The organism is Chitiniphilus purpureus, assembly GCF_025642115.1.
Lineage (GTDB): Bacteria > Pseudomonadota > Gammaproteobacteria > Burkholderiales > Chitinibacteraceae > Chitiniphilus > Chitiniphilus purpureus.
Window position 1 is genome coordinate 1,923,313 of the sequence record NZ_CP106753.1, and the last position, 18,234, is coordinate 1,941,546.

At 63.3% G+C, this 18,234-nt stretch carries 17 protein-coding genes and 4 tRNA genes; 17 read left to right on the top strand and 4 right to left on the bottom strand.

Annotation, left to right across the window (positions count from 1 at the left end):
* Positions 1-6 precede the first annotated feature (6 nt).
* The 4 genes from fliQ to N8I74_RS08975 all read left to right on the top strand — a co-directional run bounded on the left by fliQ (position 7) and on the right by N8I74_RS08975 (position 2,324).
* The gene (gene fliQ, locus N8I74_RS08960) at positions 7-276 is read left to right on the top strand and encodes a flagellar biosynthesis protein FliQ (RefSeq protein WP_263126552.1); all 270 of its coding nucleotides are present in this window, start codon (positions 7-9) and stop codon (positions 274-276) included.
* A 21-nt stretch (positions 277-297) separates the two neighbouring features.
* Positions 298-1,092, top strand: a complete 795-nt coding sequence (gene fliR, locus N8I74_RS08965; protein WP_263126553.1) for a flagellar biosynthetic protein FliR — start codon at positions 298-300, stop codon at positions 1,090-1,092.
* 116 nt (positions 1,093-1,208) lie between these two features.
* On the top strand, positions 1,209-2,012 hold the full coding sequence (gene folE2, locus N8I74_RS08970; protein ID WP_263126554.1) for a GTP cyclohydrolase FolE2: 804 nt from the start codon (positions 1,209-1,211) through the stop codon (positions 2,010-2,012).
* 105 nt (positions 2,013-2,117) lie between these two features.
* A complete protein-coding gene (locus N8I74_RS08975) occupies positions 2,118-2,324 on the top strand; it encodes a hypothetical protein (RefSeq protein ID WP_263126555.1) in 207 nt (68 codons plus the stop codon).
* Positions 2,325-2,354: 30 nt separating this feature from the next.
* On the opposite strand, the gene N8I74_RS08980 is transcribed toward N8I74_RS08975, so the two are convergent.
* From N8I74_RS08980 to rluD, 4 genes are all read right to left on the bottom strand, one after another.
* The gene (locus N8I74_RS08980; protein WP_263126556.1) at positions 2,355-3,725 is read right to left on the bottom strand and encodes a C13 family peptidase; all 1,371 of its coding nucleotides are present in this window, start codon (positions 3,723-3,725) and stop codon (positions 2,355-2,357) included.
* Positions 3,726-3,798: 73 nt separating this feature from the next.
* Positions 3,799-4,734: a ZIP family metal transporter gene (locus N8I74_RS08985; RefSeq protein ID WP_263126557.1), complete on the bottom strand. Its 936-nt coding sequence runs from the start codon at positions 4,732-4,734 to the stop codon at positions 3,799-3,801.
* A gap of 61 nt (positions 4,735-4,795) precedes the next feature.
* On the bottom strand, positions 4,796-5,548 hold the full coding sequence (pgeF, locus tag N8I74_RS08990; protein WP_263126558.1) for a peptidoglycan editing factor PgeF: 753 nt from the start codon (positions 5,546-5,548) through the stop codon (positions 4,796-4,798).
* Positions 5,535-6,581, bottom strand: coding sequence for a 23S rRNA pseudouridine(1911/1915/1917) synthase RluD (gene rluD, locus N8I74_RS08995; RefSeq protein WP_263126559.1), 1,047 nt, complete (start codon positions 6,579-6,581; stop codon positions 5,535-5,537). Before rluD ends, pgeF begins: the two co-directional genes overlap by 14 nt.
* Here rluD and N8I74_RS09000 point away from each other — a divergent pair.
* From N8I74_RS09000 to N8I74_RS09060, 13 genes are all read left to right on the top strand, one after another.
* The gene (locus N8I74_RS09000; protein ID WP_263126560.1) at positions 6,580-7,380 is read left to right on the top strand and encodes an outer membrane protein assembly factor BamD; all 801 of its coding nucleotides are present in this window, start codon (positions 6,580-6,582) and stop codon (positions 7,378-7,380) included. The two genes, rluD and N8I74_RS09000, sit on opposite strands and share 2 nt — an antisense overlap.
* Before the next feature lie 70 nt (positions 7,381-7,450).
* Positions 7,451-7,526, top strand: a tRNA-Ala gene (locus N8I74_RS09005).
* Positions 7,527-7,567: 41 nt separating this feature from the next.
* Positions 7,568-7,643, top strand: a tRNA-Glu gene (locus N8I74_RS09010).
* Positions 7,644-7,691: 48 nt separating this feature from the next.
* Positions 7,692-7,768: transfer RNA gene (locus tag N8I74_RS09015), tRNA-Arg, on the top strand.
* A gap of 40 nt (positions 7,769-7,808) precedes the next feature.
* A tRNA-Glu gene (locus tag N8I74_RS09020) sits at positions 7,809-7,884 on the top strand.
* 581 nt (positions 7,885-8,465) lie between these two features.
* Complete coding sequence (locus N8I74_RS09025; RefSeq protein WP_263126561.1) at positions 8,466-10,895, top strand: aminotransferase class I/II-fold pyridoxal phosphate-dependent enzyme; 2,430 nt, start codon at positions 8,466-8,468, stop codon at positions 10,893-10,895.
* Between the two features lie 35 nt (positions 10,896-10,930).
* Positions 10,931-11,182, top strand: coding sequence for an acyl carrier protein (locus N8I74_RS09030; protein ID WP_263126562.1), 252 nt, complete (start codon positions 10,931-10,933; stop codon positions 11,180-11,182).
* Between the two features lie 8 nt (positions 11,183-11,190).
* Positions 11,191-12,849, top strand: a complete 1,659-nt coding sequence (locus tag N8I74_RS09035) for an AMP-binding protein (protein ID WP_263126563.1) — start codon at positions 11,191-11,193, stop codon at positions 12,847-12,849.
* A gap of 10 nt (positions 12,850-12,859) precedes the next feature.
* Positions 12,860-13,495, top strand: a complete 636-nt coding sequence (locus N8I74_RS09040; RefSeq protein WP_263126564.1) for a gluconate 2-dehydrogenase subunit 3 family protein — start codon at positions 12,860-12,862, stop codon at positions 13,493-13,495.
* 28 nt (positions 13,496-13,523) lie between these two features.
* The gene (locus N8I74_RS09045; protein WP_263126565.1) at positions 13,524-15,164 is read left to right on the top strand and encodes a GMC family oxidoreductase; all 1,641 of its coding nucleotides are present in this window, start codon (positions 13,524-13,526) and stop codon (positions 15,162-15,164) included.
* Positions 15,165-15,176: 12 nt separating this feature from the next.
* Positions 15,177-16,556: a phytoene desaturase family protein gene (locus N8I74_RS09050; protein ID WP_263126566.1), complete on the top strand. Its 1,380-nt coding sequence runs from the start codon at positions 15,177-15,179 to the stop codon at positions 16,554-16,556.
* Positions 16,553-17,296: an SDR family oxidoreductase gene (locus tag N8I74_RS09055; protein WP_263126567.1), complete on the top strand. Its 744-nt coding sequence runs from the start codon at positions 16,553-16,555 to the stop codon at positions 17,294-17,296. The genes N8I74_RS09050 and N8I74_RS09055 overlap by 4 nt, the downstream gene beginning before the upstream one ends.
* A 195-nt stretch (positions 17,297-17,491) precedes the next feature.
* Positions 17,492-18,232, top strand: coding sequence for a TetR/AcrR family transcriptional regulator (locus N8I74_RS09060; protein WP_263126568.1), 741 nt, complete (start codon positions 17,492-17,494; stop codon positions 18,230-18,232).
* Positions 18,233-18,234 lie beyond the last annotated feature (2 nt).

Consider the following 18,234-nt stretch of genomic DNA (forward strand, 5'->3'; position numbering starts at 1 on the left):
AGGACGATGACGCCCGAAACCGTGGTGACGCTGGTGCAGCGGAGCATGGAGGTGATGGTGCTTGTCGGCGGCCCCATCCTGCTCGTCATTCTGGCCACCGGGCTCGTGGTCAGCGTGTTCCAGGCGGCGACCCAGATCAACGAAGCCACGCTGTCGTTCATCCCGAAGCTCCTGGTCGCCTTCCTGGTGTTTGTCTTGGCCGGCAACTGGATGGTGCAGATCGTGGTCGATTTCACCATCCGGCTGTATCAGAGCATTCCGCAGATGATCGGCTGACCGGCGCGGAGCGGGCGGGCCGTGTTCACCCTCACTCAGGCGCAGATCGACCTGGGCCTGGCACTGTTCTGGTGGCCGTTTCTGCGTCTCCTGGGCTTTATGCTGGTCGATCCGTTCTATTCCGGGCGGGCAATCGGGATGCAGACCCGGGTTGCGCTGTGCATCCTGCTTGCGGTGCTGGTCGCCCCCTTGTTGCCCCCACCGCCACCATTTCCGGTGGTGTCGCCGCAGGGCGTACTGATTGCGCTCAACCAGTTGCTGGTGGGTGCGGCGATCGGGTTTTCGGTCCGGCTCTATTTCACGGCCATCGAAATGGCCGGCAACATAGCAGGTTTGCAGATGGGCATGGGCTTTGCCATGTTCTACGACCCGCAGAATGCCGCCAATACGCCCGTGGTGGCGCAGTTCTTCAGCTTCCTCAACATCCTGGTGTTTCTTGCGCTCAACGGCCATCTGATCATGCTGCGGGTACTGGTCGAGAGCTTCACCGCGCTGCCTGTACTGGCGCAGCCGCTGGCGGGCGATGGCTTTCGCCTGTTGGCCGAGCAGGGCGGGCAGATATTCCGCCTGGGCCTCGTGCTGTCGTTGCCGGTGATCGGGGCGCTGCTGATCACCAACCTGGCGATCGGGGTGATGTCGCGTGCCGCGCCCCAGCTGAATGTATTCGCGGTGGGGTTCCCCCTGATGCTGGCCATCGGTTTCGCCGCGCTCTACTTCTTACTACCATTCCTGATACCGCATATAGAAGCCTTGCTTGGATATCAGACCAGGCTGATCGAGAGGTTGCTGTCGCTGTTTGCACGTCCGGCCTCGTGATCCGGCCGTTTAATTCCCGAGTTGTTTACTCGGGTATTGGGCAAGGTTATACTTTGGCCCTCGCCCAACCCACCTTCCAAATTTCCATGGAAGCGACGCTTCTGGAGCCCGAATCGATGAATGCACCGCAAGCCCCTTCGTCCCTGGTTGACGTGCAAAGCAGCCCGGATCACCGCAATATCGCGATCAACAAGGTTGGCATCAAGTCGATCCGCCATCCCGTCCGGGTCGCCGATCGAGCGGATGGCGCCCAGCACACCGTCGCCATGTTCGACATGTATGTGTTCCTGCCCCAGCATTTCAAAGGGACGCACATGAGCCGCTTTGTCGAGATCCTGCAGGGACATCAGAAGGAGATCTCGGTCGAGTCGTTCGAAACCATCCTGCGGCAGATGTGCGAGCGCCTGGAGGCGGACGCGGGCTATGTGGAAATGCGCTTTCCGTACTTCATCAACAAGAAGGCGCCGATCTCCGGGGTGGAAAGCCTGCTCGATTACGAGGTGAGCCTGATCGGCGAACTCAAGCAGGGGCAGTTCACGCAGCAGATCAAGGTACTGGTCCCGGTGACGAGCCTGTGCCCCTGCTCGAAGAAGATCTCCCAATATGGCGCGCACAACCAGCGCAGCCATGTGACGATCACCGCCACGCTGGATCGGCATGTGTGGATCGAGGAACTGGTCGCGCTGGTCGAGAGCGAGGCATCCTGCGAGCTCTACGGCCTGCTCAAGCGGCCGGACGAGAAGTATGTGACCGAGCGCGCCTATGAGAACCCCAAGTTCGTCGAGGATATGGTGCGCGACGTGGCCGCACGGCTCAATGCCGACGAGCGCATCGTGGCTTATGTGGTGGAATCCGAGAACTTCGAATCCATCCACAACCACTCGGCCTACGCATTGATCGAGCACGACAAGCGCGGCTGAGCCCTGGACCCGGCAAGCATGCATGCGGCGGAGGTTGTGAGGCAGAATCCTCACGCCTCACGCCTCACGCCTCACGCCTCACGCCTCACGCCTCACGCCTTTCCCATGTATATCGTCCTGATCGGTTATCTCTATGTGATCGTCATGCTGGCCGCCGGCACTGGCGATCCGGCCAAAGGCATCGCGCTGGTGGTCATGCTGGGTTTGCTGCCGACCTGGCTCTGGTTCTGGCTGCGTCGCCAGGGGCAGATCAAGCGCGCCCAGAAGCGTGCCGAGCAGCAGCAGGCGCAGATCGGGGCCGACGAGCGCTGATCGTCGCGGCCCGATCCGAGGCTGCTTCCACTAATTCCCGGCGTGCAACGGCAGGCTGCCAAAGCGCTTGGCGAATTCGGCACCCAGCCTGAGCTGTGGGTTCGAATGCGCGTAGCCCTGCGCCTGTTCGCGCTGGAGGATGGCCTGTTTGGCACTGGCGAAAGCGGACGGCAGCCGGTGGTCACGGGCCAGCGCATCCATGAAAAGTGCCTTGCCGAAGAAGGTGTATTCCTCGTCGTCCGAACAGCCGAACGAGGTGTGGGTGGCGTCTGCCGCGGTGACGATGGCCCGGGTCGGACCGGACAGTGGCGCGACAAAGCCGCCCGAGTAGCAGGCCGATACAGCGATCAGCTGCCAGCGTATGCCCGATGCCTTGAGTTGGGTGGCCAACCACTGCGGGGTGATCGGGGCCAGTTGCAGGTCGGGGTAATCCAGGCTGAGCTCGAAATCACTCGAACCGTGCGAGGTCAGATAGATCACGAGCAGATCCTCGTCGCGGTTCATCAGTTGCCCGATTTCCTTGATCGTCGCCGCCAGCGTATCGCGGCTGGCCATCGGCGCAGCTGCGGCCGAGAACGGCGAATTGGCCAGCAGTACCGAGCGTTGCCCCGTACCGTAGCGGGTGTCGAACAGGTGTCGTACCGCGCTCGCCTCGCGCAGGAACACGCGCTGCGCGCCGTGGCCTGCCACGCTGATCAGATAGGTGTCGATCACCCCGCTTTGTCCTGGTGCCAGCCGCTCCAGGGTCTGGCGCAACAGCTCGGGTTGCTGGAAGAAAAGGGCGGTTTCGGGCAGTGGCAGGTTGGCGCTGGCCACGGCCGTGCCGGTGTTGCCCTGTTCCGGTGCCGCCTGCCACAGGCGCACGCCATTGAAATGGAACTGGTAGAACACCGTCGCCCCCACGCACGCCACGCCGACCAGCACCGCACGCGAACGGCCCTGCGGCCAATACTGTCGCACCAGCGCCAGCGCGAGCCAGGCCAATGGGAAGATGAACAGGCCCCAGCTGTATTGGTAAAACCACTGTGACTGTGGTCCGTCCTGCCACCAGGAGAGCTGCATGACGGCGTAGCCCGCGGCGGCCACCGGCGTCAATGCCAGACCCAGTGCTTGCCACATCAGCGGCAGGCGCAGCGCCATGCGATGTTCACGTGGTCCGAAGAGCTGGCCGAACAGCATCAGATAAAGCAGCGGAAACAGCCAGACAGGCAGCGCCAGTGCATTGAAGCGGCCGGGATAGCCATCCAGCCACATCTCCAGCCCCACGGCGCATGCCAGATTCAGCAGGACCAGCCAGATCAGCAGCGGGGTCGAGGCCGGCCAGCTCGGCAGCGGATTGCCGCGCAGGGTCAACGCACGCCAGGTGAGCGTGAACAGGCTGCGGCGAGGAATGTGGTACATGACGGGGCTCCCGGCAAGATGCCTGCGAGCTTAGCAGTCGCCTATACACCCTGCCAGCCGCGGCGGACACACCTCAATGCGGGACAAAATAGTGTGGCAGCGCGATCAGGATGACCCCGGCCCCGATCAACGCCACCTGCTGCGCGGTATCGGAAAGCCGGGTACGGCGATGCAGGCCCGGGATCAGGTCGGCGATGGCCACATAGATCATGCTGGCCGCGCCCAGCGCGAGGATGTACGGCTGTATCGTTTGCACCAGTTGCAGCGCGTAATACGCGATCAGCCCGCCCGCGAGGGCGGCCAGCGACGACAACAGGTTGAACAACAGCGCCTTGGTCTTGCTGTAGCCCGAATGCAGCAGCACGACGAAGTCGCCCACCTCCTGCGGGATTTCATGGGCAATGATCGCCAGCGCGGTTGCAATGCCCACCGTGGTGTCGGCCATGAAGGCGGCGGCGATCACCGCGCCATCCAGGAAATTGTGCAAGGTATCGCCGACCATGATCATGGTGCCGGCCGCACGTTGCCGGGCATGGTCGTGCTGGTGATCGCCATGGGCATGGCCAGCATCGTGATGGGCATGCGCGGCATCGTGCGCTTCGCAATCCCCGTGGTGGCAGTGGCGCCAGATGACGAGCTTCTCCAGCACGAAGAACAACAGGATGCCCAGCAGCAGCGTCACTGAAACGGCGCCGACGCTGGCCGTCGGCGTTGGGCGGGGCGCTGTATCGGATAGGGGGTGTCCATGCCCGTCGTCGAGGTGTCCGACATGCGCCTCGCCCCACGCTGATCCGGATACGGCATGCGCCGCCGGTTCACCGTGATGATGCTCGCCCAGCGCATGGGGCAGCATTTCCAGGAACACCGCGGCGAGCAGGGCGCCGACGGCAAAGCTGACCAACCTTGGCACCCAGTGTGGGCGGGCCAGATAGGCGAAGAAACCGGCTGCGCACACGCTCAGCAGGCTGCCAAGCAGGCTCGCGGCGATGATCCAGCTCAAGGTGCTCATGGGCGTCGGGGTTTTGTAGAAAAGGCTGCAAGTATAATGCCACTTGCAACTGGGTGGCGTATTAAGTGGCTGCCGTAAGCCAGATCAGCGATGCCATACGTCCTGTCACGCCGTCACGCCGGTAGGAGAAGAACCGCGCTTCATCGGAGGCGGTGCAGAAATTGCCGCCGTAGATGCGCCTCACCCCCAGGCGCATCAGCCGCAGACGTGCCAAGCCATAGAGATCCGCCCACCATTTGCCGGGCGTGGCCGCAGCGCGGAAGGCTGCCTCGGCTACTGGCTGGTCGGCAACGAAGCGTGCGCGCACCTCATCGCCGACTTCGAATGTTGCCGGGCCGATCGCCGGGCCCAGCCAAGCCAGCAGCGCATCCGGTGGCACCGCCATGGCCGCCACCGTGGCTTCGATCACCCCATCGGCCAGTCCGCGCCAGCCTGCATGGGCGGCACCGACGACGCTGCCCCGGACATCGCACAGCAGCACCGGCAGGCAGTCGGCGGTCAGGATGGCGCACACCGCCTCGGCTTGCCGTGCGATCACCGCGTCGGCGCGCGCTCCTGGGCGCACGCTGGTGGCGTCGGCCACTGCAATGCCGTGCACCTGCGTGAGCCAGACCGGGTCAGCCGGCAGGTGAGCGCGCAGCAGCGCCCGATTCCGGGAGACCGCATGCGGGTCGTCGCCGACATGATCACCGAGGTTGAGGCTGGCAAAGGGGGGCTGGCTGACACCGCCGGCACGGGTGGTCACCCAGGCCCGGACGGTGGGGGGCGCCGGCCAATCCGGCCGCAGCAGCGCCGTGCCCTCAATCGCGGACATACAGAACCTCGACACCGCCGTCCTCGTCATCCTCGTCGTCTTCCCACTCGGCGGCCAAGCCTTCCTCGGCCCGCAATGCAGCGAGCAGATCGGCGAAATCGTCCGGCAGCGGTGCTTTCCACTGCAGGGGGCGGCCGGTCTGCGGATGCACCAGCGCGAGTTGACGGGCATGCAGCGCCTGACGTGCAAACGCCTGCAGCGCCAGGTTCAATTCGGGAGTGAACAAGCGCGGCCGCGTGTTGTAGAGCGCATCGGCGGCCAGTGGGTAACCGAGGTGCGCCATATGCACCCGGATCTGATGGGTGCGTCCGGTCTCCAGCTTGCACTGCACCAGCGTGTGTGCCGAAAAGCGTTCCAATACCCGGTAGTGCGTCACCGCGGGCTTGCCGGTGGCGGTGACCGCCATGCGGGTCCGTTCACGCGGGTGCCGTCCGATCGGTGCATCCACGGTGCCGTCCCGGTCCAGCAGACCTTGTGCGACCGCGAGATAAAGCCGTTGCACTGTGCGAGCCTGCAGTTGCCGCACCAGATGATGTTGTGCGATCAGGGTACGGGCGACGACCATCAGGCCGCTGGTGTCCTTGTCCAGCCGGTGCACGATGCCGGCGCGGGGCACGCCCTTCAGCTCCGGATAGCGGTGGAGCAGCCCATTCAGCACCGTGCCGGACCAGTTGCCGCTGCCGGGATGGACCACCAGCCCGGCGGGCTTGTTGAGCACCAGGAGGGCGCTGTCTTCATATACCACGTCGAGCGCGACGGGTTCGGCGCTGAATGCCGCGTCCTCGGGCAGGGGCTGGATCTGGACCGTCACCTGCTCGCCGCCCCACAGCTTGTGCTTGGGATCGACGGTGACACCATCCACCGTGACCAGGTTCTGCCTTATCCACTGCGCCAGCCGGCTGCGCGAGTACTCCGGCAGCAGCTTGGCCAGCGCCGCGTCCAGCCTTTCCCCGGCCAGACTGGGCGGTGCCGTCAGGACACGCTGTTCGGCGAAGTCGTTATAATCGTCGGATTCCAATTCGGGATGCACCATGAACAAGATTCTACCGCGAATCCTCGCGGCCACGATCGCCGCTGCCCTGATCGCGGGCTGCGCTGCCACTCCGCAGGAGCAGGACGAAACGCGTGGCTGGTCGGCCGAAAAGATCTATGCCGAGGCCAAGGCCGAGCAGATCAGCAAGAACTACGATCGTTCCAACAAGCTTTTGGAGAAGCTCGAAGCACGCTATCCCTACGGTCGCCATGCCCAGCAGGCGATCCTGGAAACCGCCTACAACAATTACAAGGGCCAGGAGCCCTTGCTGGCGCTGTCGGCCATCGACCGCTTCATCAAGCAATACCCGGCCCATCCCAGCATGGACTATGCGTTCTACCTGCGCGGGCTGGTGCATTTCAACGAATCACAGGGTTTTCTGTCGTTCCTGTCCAAGCAGGACATGTCCGAGCGTGATCCGCAGGCCGCACGCGATTCGTTCGAGAGCTTCAGCCAACTGGTCACGCGCTTTCCGGACAGCCGCTACGCTGCCGATGCGCAACTGCGGATGGGCTACCTGATCGGCGCGCTGGCTGACTACGAGCTGCATGTCGCCAAGTATTACTACAAGCGCGGCGCCTATCTGGCCGCGGCCAATCGCGGCAAGCATCTGTTGGAGACCTACGGCAATACCAAGCAGGTGGAACCGGCGCTGGGGGTGATGGTGCTGGCGTACGACAAGCTTGGGCTCACCGAACTCAGGGACGATGCCAAGCGTGTGCTGCTGAAGAACTACCCCGATACCAAGGTGCTCGACCCGGAGTCCCTCCAGGGACGCGCCTGGTGGGCGCCGTGGTAGGCGGCCTTGCAAAAACATCGGCAGAGGGGTTTACAGAGGGGGAGGGTGTCCCTATAATGCGCTCTCTTTCGGGGCTATAGCTCAGCTGGGAGAGCGCTTGCATGGCATGCAAGAGGTCAGCGGTTCGATCCCGCTTAGCTCCACCAAAGTCCAGTTCGGCCGCTTCGGCGGCCGAATAGTTTTAGATGTCCCCATCGTCTAGAGGCCTAGGACACCGCCCTTTCACGGCGATAACCGGGGTTCGAATCCCCGTGGGGACGCCAGATTGACCAAGCGCGCTGCAAGACGCGCCGTTTCACCAGTTTCACCGCGCACCCGTAGCTCAGTTGGATAGAGTATCTGGCTACGAACCAGAGGGTCGGGCGTTCGAATCGCTCCGGGTGCGCCACCCTTCATGCGCGAAGTGCCCAAAGCACCGCGCGCAGCAGGTCCCCATCGTCTAGAGGCCTAGGACACCGCCCTTTCACGGCGATAACCGGGGTTCGAATCCCCGTGGGGACGCCAATTCAAAAAGCCGACGCAAGTCGGCTTTTTTCTTTTTGGTGCCTGATCCAGCCAGGCGCCACCTCCCCTGTTCCCTTGGGCATCGCCACGTCAGGACCTTGCACCGCACCAATTCGACAATCCAGGCATGTTTGTCGTGTGCGGAAATGCATGGCCCGCCCGCTTGACGCGGGTCATGTGCTTTCAACTGCCTCAAAAGTTCCCCGTCAGTCCACTTCAAGACCATCTCCCGCCCTGCGCGTCACGGGCGTGATGTCGCTCCTGGTGTCAATACAAGCTTACGATTTTTATACCGTTCGTTGGAAATCTGACGCCCGGCGGCACGATTTTTCCTTTACAGAATGCCTATGAATATGCTTTTTCATGACGATTTCATGAAAAAACGGTTACCTGTAGTCACTTTTGTGAAGCTTGCACCGTAAAAAAGCACACTAATGAATCCTTTCGGTACTTGTTGACTTGATGATGATTGACGGTCATATTTGCGTACGTTTGACGATTGGTCAAAAATTGACTTGATGTTAGCAGGCTGTCTCGTACCGAGACGCTCAGCATCTTCACAAGCCAACCGAGGAAGTGTCATGAGCCTTGCTTTTCCAGTGTCGACCGCTGTTTCGTCAGTGGAGGCCCGCCGCTGCCGCGCCATCACTCAGATCCATCGCGCCCAATGGGAAGGCAGCAGACAGATACAGACTCCGTTGCGCCCGGAATTTCTGCAGGTGGTCGAGCAATCAGGCATCAATCAGCTCAAGCACCACTATCTGGATTTCCTGAAGGAGGATACGTGGCTGGGTTGCGCGAATATCTTCATTTCCAGCACGGATTTCGCCACATTTGACAGCAAATTGCCGGCTGCGGCACGCGAGACCATCAAAAGATGGTATCCGGATTTCATGCGTTTCGATGTGGTCGAATGCGGCTATTTCACGATGATCGGCGAAGGGTTGCACGTCAAGGATCCGGCCGATCTCGCTGCCTGCCTCAAGTCGCTGCATGAAGAAATGGATGCGATTGCACAGGAGCAGGGCGCGCAGTTCCAGATGATCCGCGATGTGCCCTATGAGCGCTTTGACGAATACATGGCGGTCCTGAGACCCGCTGGTTTCTATCCGGCCCTGGGTTTTCCCAATAGCGTGCTTGATATCTCCTGGAAATCGATCGAGGAATATCTCACTGCCTTGAATGCAAAGACGCGGCTCAAATTCCGCAACAGCATGAAGTTCAAGGAGAAGTTCGGCATCGAGGTCGAGTGCACCCGCGATTTCGCCCAGCATGCGGATCGCCTTGCAACGCTTTGGCGCAACGTGAACCGCAACGCCAAGGACTACAGCCGCGAGCTGCTCGATGAGGCCTTCTTCCGCTGCTGCGCGCAGATCCTGGATGACCGCTGCGAGGTGCTGCTGTTCAAGTACGAGGGCGAAGTCATCGCGTTCATGCTGAACATGATCGGCGAGGACGATTACATCGTGCTGGATTGGGGCGTCGACTACGACTTCCCCCATTACAAGGATGCCAATCTGTATCGCGCCGCCACCGTGCTGTCGCTGCAGCGCGCCATCGAATTGGAAAAGAAACGGCTTGAGCTGGGCATTACCAATTACACGCCCAAGATGACATTGGGTGCAACGGTCGCTCCGCTGGTCTATTTCGTCAAGAATTCGGAAAATCCCCGCCATTCCCGCTCATTCGCGCGGATGCTGTCGGACAATATCGTCCAGCCCGACAATGCCGGACACGATGCATTGCTGCGTACCGGCATGCAGGTGGCTGATCTGCCCGCCATCGAGGCGCGCATCAAGCGGGCGCAGGATGATTATCTGGATGACGATCTGTTCAACCGGGTCGGGCGTTATTTCCGCGCCGATTCAATGCGCATCGGCGGCATCTACGGCCTTTATCCGGAATTCAATTGCGCGCAGGAATCGAGCATCACCTTTACCGATCAGCGCAAGCGCGTATTGCTGGGTACCAATTCCTATCTTGGCGCGGCCAGCCATCCGTCCGTGGTCAATGCCGCCTTACGGGCGATTCAGCGTTACGGCAGCGGCTGCTCGGGTTCGCCTCTGCTCAACGGCACGCTGGACATCCACAACCTGCTGGAAGACGAGCTTGCCGCCTTCCTGGGTTGCGAGGCGGTGGCGCTGTGCAGCACCGGTTACCAGACCAACCTTGCAGGGTTGTCAGCACTGTTGCAGCAGGGCGACGTGGCGATCATGGATGCGCGCAACCACCGCAGCCTGTTCGACGGGGTCAAGCTGTCCGGGGCCGATTGCCTGATCCATCGCCACGCTGACCTGGATCACATGGAACGCCTGTTGCAGCGCACACGCGGACGGCGCCGGATGATCGTCACCGATTCGCTGTTCAGCATGGAAGGCACGATTGCCGATCTGCGCCGTATCTGCGATCTGGCCGAGACCTACGGCGCGCGCGTGTTCGTCGACGAATCGCATGCGGTCGGGGTGCTGGGCGAGACCGGGCGCGGTGTCTGCGAGCTGCAGGGCGTGTCGGAACGGGTCGACGTCATCATGGGCACCTTCAGCAAGTCGTTCGCCGCGCTGGGCGGTTTCCTGGCCGGCCGGGAAGAGGTGATCGATTACATCAAGCACAACGCCGGCGGGCATATCTTCTCCGCCAGCCTGCCCCCGTCGGTGATCGAGACGGTGCGCGCGGTGCTTGAGCTGATCCGCAACGAGCCGGAGCGCCGCGCCGGCATCCTCGAACGCGCCCGCTACATGGCCAACGCGTTGCAGGAGATGGGTTACAACGCGCCTTACTACGGTTCGCAGATCGTGCCGGTCATTTTCGGCAACTACACCTTGGCCTTGGCGGCTTACAAGCGCTTCATGGATCACGGTGTCTATGTCAACCCGGTCGGCCCGCCCGCCGTGCCGGAAGAGGCGTCGGGTTTCCGTACCAGCTATATCGCGACGCACAGCTGGGACGACCTGAACCGGGCGCTTGAAGTGTTCCAGAAGCATCGCCGCGATTTCGGCTACGGCGATCGCTGACCCCATCGGCAACAAGGCCACAAGGAGAGAAGACTATGGAAGACGGTATTCAGACGCTGGTGAATCAACTGCTGGTGGAGATCAGCGGGACGCGCAAGACCATCGCGCCGACCAAGCATCTCGTGGAAGACCTCGGTTTTGATTCGCTGAAGATGGTCGATCTGATGATGGCGATCGAAGAGCGCTTCGACGTCGCCATTCCGGTGGCGGATGCCACCCGGATCCGCACCGTCTCCGACCTTTACCAAGCAATCGCGCGTGTCGCCAACGCGCCCTTTCCGGCCTGAGGTCCCCCATGTCCTTGCGATACGAACAGCGCACCCGTGACTTCAATCTGGTCTGGCAGATGCTGGACCAGTGCACCCGACACGGCATCTACGTCTATGACGATGCAACGTCGAAGATGTGCTATCGCAGCTATGCACAGTATGTGGCGGATGCCGGCAAGCTCGCTGCCGTACTGGCGCGCCACGGCATCGCAGCCGGCGAGCGCGTGCTGCTGTGCGCCGAGACCACGCCTGATTTCCCCACGGTGTGGCTGGCGCTGATCTGGCTCGGCGCCACGCCGGTGCCTATGCCGCCCAGCTACGCGCTGTCCGGCCAATATACCTACCGCGAGCGTATCGGCGGGCTGCTGCCGCACTTCAAATACTATTGCTGCAATGCTGACGAGGTCGCCGAGCTCGACGCGATCGCGCAGCAGATCAGCTCCGACGTCAAGACCCTGGCACTGCCGGCGCTGCTTGCCGAAGCGGCACGCGAGCCGGATGGCCCGCCGCCGGCCAGGGTGGCGTTGAACGAGCGCGACCATGCCTTCATCCAGTTCACCTCGGGCAGCACCAAGGCGCCCAAGGGCATCCTGGTCAGCTACGGCAATCTGCTGGCCAATGCCGCCGCGCTCTGGGCCGGGGTCGAGGTCGATCCGGACCAGCATCGCTGGATCAGCTGGCTGCCGCTCTACCACGATATGGGGCTGGTCGGCATGTTCCTGTCCTCGCTGATCTCGCAGACCACGCTGGTATTGCTGTCCCCGCAGTGCTTCTCGCGCCGGCCGCTGCAGTTCCTGGCGATGGCTGAACAGTACCAGGCCAGCTACTGCAGCATGCCCAACTTTGCCTACGAGTGGATTCTCAAGCGGCTCAAGAGCGCCAAGGTGCCCACGTTCTCGATGCGGCAGTTCCGCTGGATGGGGGTGGGGGCCGAGCCGGTCAGCATCCGCACCATGGCGGAGTTCACCGAGCGGATGCAGCAATTCGGGCTGGGCCAAGGCGTGGTGTCGCCATGCTACGGGCTCGCCGAAGCCACGTTGACGGTGAGCGTGGCGCGTCCCGGGGAGGGATTCTCGATCTCCCGTCACCAAGAAGGTGCGTCGGTCACCTGCGGCCGTCCCGTACCGGGCATGGAGGTCGATGTCAGCACCGGGCGCATCCGCATCCGCGGCGAATCGGTCGCGCAATCCGCGTTGATCGATGGCGAGATCGTGCCGCTGGTCGGGCCCGACGGGTTCTACGACACCAAGGATTGCGGCTATCTGGAAGACGAATTGATCGTCGTGCTGGGCCGGGCCGACGAAATGTTCATCATCAACGGCGAGAACTACTTCCCCTATGACATCGAAGCTGCGGCCCGTGGCGTCGAGGGGGTGCTGAAACGCCGTGCGATCTGCTTCCAGTTGCCCGCCGGCAACGAGGGACAGCGCGGTGCCACGGTACTGCTGTACGAGCGCCTGCCGATGGGCCCGGGCGAGGAGGAGGCGGTGCAGGATGCCATCAAGAGCGAGGTGTTGCGCCATACCGGTCTGACGCTGGATGTGGTCCTCGGCGTGCCGGCGCGCACCATCCCGGTGACGCCGAGCGGCAAGCTGCAGCGCCTCCGGGCGCGCCAGTTGTACCTGGACGGCTACTACCATCAGGTCAAGGCCGAGCCCGAATCCCTGGAATCGGAAGCCGTTTGAGGGGCATGACATGACGAAAGCAACATCGTTGTCCGATCTCATGCTCACACGCCGGCATCTGCTGAAGGGCGTGACCGGCATGCTGGCGTCGTTCCTGGCGATGCCGGCCTTGTCGGCGGTGCTGGCCAAGGCGGATATCCGCAAGCACCGCAAGGGCCGGCGCGCGCTCGACTATCCCTGTCAGCCGCCAGGTCCGGATACCACGCCGGCTGTCACGCCGGCGTTCACCCCGGCCGAGGTCGCGGTGATCACCCGGCTGGTCCACCTGATCCTGCCGACCGACGCCACGGCAGGCGCGGCGCAGACCGGGACCGCGGAAGCGGTGGTGTACACGCTGTCGCTCAAGGGGCCGGACACCATTGCCGGCCTGCAGCAGGCGATCGCAGTAATCGACGCGACGGCGCAGCAGCAGTACGGGCAGCCCTACGCGCAACTGCCGGACGATGCCGCGCAGGCGATGACGGCCGCGATCGCCGCCAGCGAACCGCTGGCGCCGTTCTGGGGGGCGGTGCGCAGTCTTGCAGTGCTGCATTTCTACGCGCAGCCGGCAGGGTATGAACCGTTGGGCATGCCCGGGCCCAGCATCGACCGCGGTGGATTCCCGGACGGGCGTCCGGGCAGCGGCAATCTGTGCACCTTCGCTTGATGCGTTGGCCGATCCCAAGGAATGAATAATGGCTGAACAACAAAACGATGAGTACGTCGACGGCGCGCGTCCCGATTCCCGGATCTGGGACGCCGTCATCGTCGGCGCCGGCGCCGCAGGGGCGGTCTTTGCGAATGAATTGACCCGCGCGGGTCTCAAGGTCCTGATGCTGGAAATGGGGCCGCGCTACCAGGACCACCGCAGCGATTTCGTCGAAAACGAAATGGACATGTGGAAGCGGGTCTGGAGCTCCAGCGACTATCAGGTGACCGGCGATGGCTTCAGTGGGGCGCCCAATCTCGGCTACGGGGTCGGCGGCGGCACCCTGGTCTGGACGGCGGTGGCGCTGCGCATGCTGGACCATGATTTCCGCATGCGCTCCGAGTTCGGGCAGCCGGCGGGCAGCACCGTCGAAGACTGGCCGGTCAGCCTGCGGGAGCTTGAGCCGTTCTATACGGAAGCCGAGCGCCAGATGGGTGTGTCCGGCGAAGTGATGCCGTGGGACCCGCCGGGCCGTCCGGCCCTGCCTAATCCGCCCCATCCGATCTATCGCAGCAGCGCGCTGCTGCAGGAAGGGATGCGCCGGCTGGGCGTGCGCAGCGCCCCCGGGCCCGTCGCCATCGCGTCGCGCGCCTATCGTCAGCAATCCGCCTGCCTGCACTGCGGTTTCTGCCGTTCCGGCTGCCGTGTCGATGCCAAGTATCAGTGCGACAAGGCGCTGATCGAACAGGCGCTGGCCACCCGCCGGCTCAAGCTGGTCACCGGGGCGGTGGTCACGCAGATCCTGCAGGGCAATTCACGGCGCGCCAGCGGGGTGCGCTACATCGACAGCAACACCCGCGCCACGGTCAATGTCCGCGCCAGGGTGGTAATCGCTGCCAACAATCCGCTCGAGTTGCCCCGGTTGTTCCTCAATTCGGCCAACCCGTTCTCGCCCAAAGGGCTGGGCAACTACTACGACAATGTCGGCCGCAATTTCTTCTCCCATCTGGGCACGATCTGCACCGGGGAGATGGGCGAGTGCGTGGACACCGCCATCGGCTTCAACATGGGCAACGTGCTGACGCTCGATTTTGCCCGCCCCAGGGCCGGCGCAAACTACATCGGCGGCTATGCGATCGAATCGCTCAACGGGGCCGGTGCTGGCGTGATGGCGGTGGACCCGTTCCGCGGCCTGTGGGGCAGCGCCTTGAAGAGCGCGATGAACAACTACAACCGCCTGTTGTTCACCGTGACCTTCTGCGAAGGGCTGCCGGTCAGCGACAACCGCATCACGGTCGACCCCAACCGGCGCGATGCGTGGGGGCGGCCCAGCGCAAACATCCACTATCAATTGCACCCGAACGACCATGCCGTGTTCACCGATGCGGTCGCGACCACCCGCAGCATCCTGCAGGCCGCAGGGGCCAGCAATGTCGCGTCGACCGACACGCCGTTCGACGCGCACCCCGCCGGCACGATGCGCATGGGCAACGATCCGCGCACCTCGGTCACGGACCGCTGGGGCAAGGTGCACGGGCTGGACAACGTCTACGTCGGCGGTGCGGCGCTGTTCGTCACCGGTAGCTCGGTCAACCCGACGCTGACCCTGCATGCGCTGGCAATCAGAAGTGCGCGGCGGATCGTCAAAGAGTTCGCCGACCTGACCGCGGTCCAAGAAGCAGTCTAACGGAGAGGCATCATGCAGTCGGTTGACGCTTTTCGGCCCGGTGCGGCCAGCCATTTCGACGCGATCGTGGTCGGCGCCGGATTGGGCGGGCTCAGCACGGCGCTGCACCTGCAGCGCAGCGGTCTGCGCGTGGCTTTGATCGAGCAGTCGCAGCGGGCCGGCGGGTTGTGCGGTACCCACCAGCACCAGGGGCGGGAATACGTGATCGCCTGCAACGATTTCGGCAGCGCCATGCCGCGCTGGCTGGGTGAGTTGGGCCTGCCGGTCAAGTTCACCCGGCATGCCACCCACATCCATGCCAGCGGGCGCCGCTTCAGCCTGCCGCCGGATCTGCGCAGCATCACCCAGTTGTTGCGCTTCCTGCCGGATGTCTTGCGCTACGTGCGCGGCTGCAAGGCGGCACGGCAGGACGGCTATCGGCACCATGCCACGCTGGGGGCGCTGGTCGACGACAGGATCCGCAATCCGGTCATCGCAGATCTGTTGAAGTTGCCGGCCTACCTGATGGGGGTTTCGCCCGAGCGCCTGCGGCTGGATGCGTTGGACGACGAAGCCCGGTTCGGCTATGGCTACCTGCAGCCGACCACCCCGGACGGCGGGCCGCAGGCCATGGTCGATGAGATGGTGTCCGCGATCACCGCCCATGGCGAACTGATGCTGCAGACCCGCTATCTCGGACACGAATCGACGCCCGATGGCGGCAAGAAGGTGGCGACCAGCCGTGGCGATCTGACCTGCCGTTTCCTGGTCCTGGCGATTCCCGAGCAGGCGGCATATCCCACTGGGTTTCCGCAGGGGCTGCCGCTGGGCATGTATCTGCTGGCGGTCGACGAGCGTTTTGCCTACCCGGCCGGTGTCCATACCTGCGTCCACTATCCGCCGAACGTGTCGCAGTGGTTCGGGGCGTTGGAGCGGGGAGAGCAGCCGCGCGAATTCGGCTTCCATGTGTTCAAGAGCGATCTTGCCCCCAGCGGCGGGTGCTACACCATGAATCTCTTCTTCTATCCGCCCAAGGACGACGACCTGTCCGATCCGGCTGCGCGCAAGGGCATGGAGCACTATATTTTCCGGCAGCTGGAGGCCATGCTGCCCGGCATCACCCAGGCGGTGCGCGAGCAGCATTATCTGTCGCCCCGGCAATTTGTCGCCAAGCATGGCCTGTCCAGCCGCGTGCTGCCGGTGGTGACACCGGCCGGTTTCGACAAACCGGCCAACTACGATCCGGCTGCGGATGTCTATCGCGCCGGAGCGGCTTACTACCCACCGGGAGACCACGGCAGCGCTGCGGTGCTGTCCGGCAGGCTGGTTGCGGAACGCATCGCCGCCCAATATGCGGCTGAACCCACCACGGCGTTCAGCGGAACCCCCCAACTTTTAGGAGCCTGTTCATGAAACTCGCCGGACGCAAGATCCTGGTCACCGGTGGCACTGCCGGGATCGGCAAGGCCTTGACCGAGCAGTTGCTCGCCCAGGGCTGCCAGGTGGTCACCTGCGGTCGCCAGCAGGAAGCGCTGCGGCAGATGGAACAGATCAAGGGCGTGCATGCGCTGGCTTGCGACCTGAGCTCGCCCGAACAGGTGACCGAGATGGCGCACCGGATCGCCGCGGAGCACCCGGATCTGTCGGCGATCTTCAACAACGCCGGGGTCCAGCGGGAATTCGATCTCACGGCGGTGCCGGCCGACGAGGTCCAACGCATCGCCCAGCAGGAAACCGGGGTCAACTTCCTGGCGCCGGTGCTGCTGACCAAACTGCTGCTCCCGACGCTGGCGCGGCAGTCCTCGGCGGTGATCGTCAATACCACCACGCCGCTGGCGCTGTCGCCCAAGAAGTCGTCGCCGATCTATTGCGCCACCAAGGCGGCGCTGCGCGCATACACCAAGGCACTGCGCTATCAGTTGGAGGACAAGCACCCGCATATCCGGGTGGTGGAGATCCAGCCCCCGCTGGTGGACACCAACATGACCAAGGGGCGTGGCACCGGCAAGATCAGCCCCGAGGACGCGGCCGCGGCGATGCTGCAAGGCGTCGAACAGGGGCGTGAGGAAATCTACGTGGGCAAGGCAAAGCTGCTGCGTTTCATCTATCGCTGGCTGCCTTCGGTGGCCGATCGGATCACAAAGCGCTGGTAACGTGGGGTAAAACCAATGACAGTGGGCTATGGAACGTGCTTTCATCTTCGGGCCGTCAGGAATCATCAGGGTTCGGCAGGTCGATGCACGTTTGCTCCACTGAGCAGGGTTGCGCGGCCCGCCGGTAAGGCTTTCAACCGGAAAGGGAAGGGCGCAGGCCGTGTCCGGACAAGGACGCCCTGCTCAAAGGAAGACATGACTACAGCGCAACGAAAACAGCGGGAGCTGGCCCAGCGTGACGATATGCTGCTCGACCAGGCGCAGGAACTGCTTGAGGAGTCGGGTTTTTCCAACCTGACCCTGGACAAGCTGGCCGCGCGCACGGAGTTCTCGAAAGGCACCATCTACAACCATTTCTCCAGCAAGGAGGATCTGCTGACCGCGTTGTGTATCCGGGGTCTGCAGATCCAGCTGGCGATGTATCTGAAGGCGGTGGAATTCCCCGGCAACAGCCGGGAGAAGGTGATCGGCCTGCATTACGCCTACAACCTGTATGCGCGTATCCACCCTACGCTGTTCATGTGTGTGTTGAGTGGCCTTGCGCCTCATGTGATCGAAAAGACCTCGGCCAAGCGCATGGAGGAGCGACGCTTCTTCGAAGGCAAGGTCACCGCGGTGCTCGATCGCCTGGTGCAGCAGGCACTCGAGTCCGGGCACATCGCCTCGCCGCTGGCGTGCGACGCGGCCACGGTGGCGTTTGCCAACTGGGCGGTGGGTTTTGGCACGACCGCCTTGCTGCAGTCGGCCAAGCGCGCCACGTCGATCGAACGGCTGGATTCGAACGCGGTGTTGCGGCGGAACGTCGATTTTGTACTTGATGGCCTGCTCTGGCATCCGTTGTCCCATGCCTGGGATTACGAGGCCACCTGGCTCAGGTTGAGCGATTATTTCGATGAGCAGGCGTTGCTGGGAAGCAGGCTGCTGCCCCGGGTGTGAGC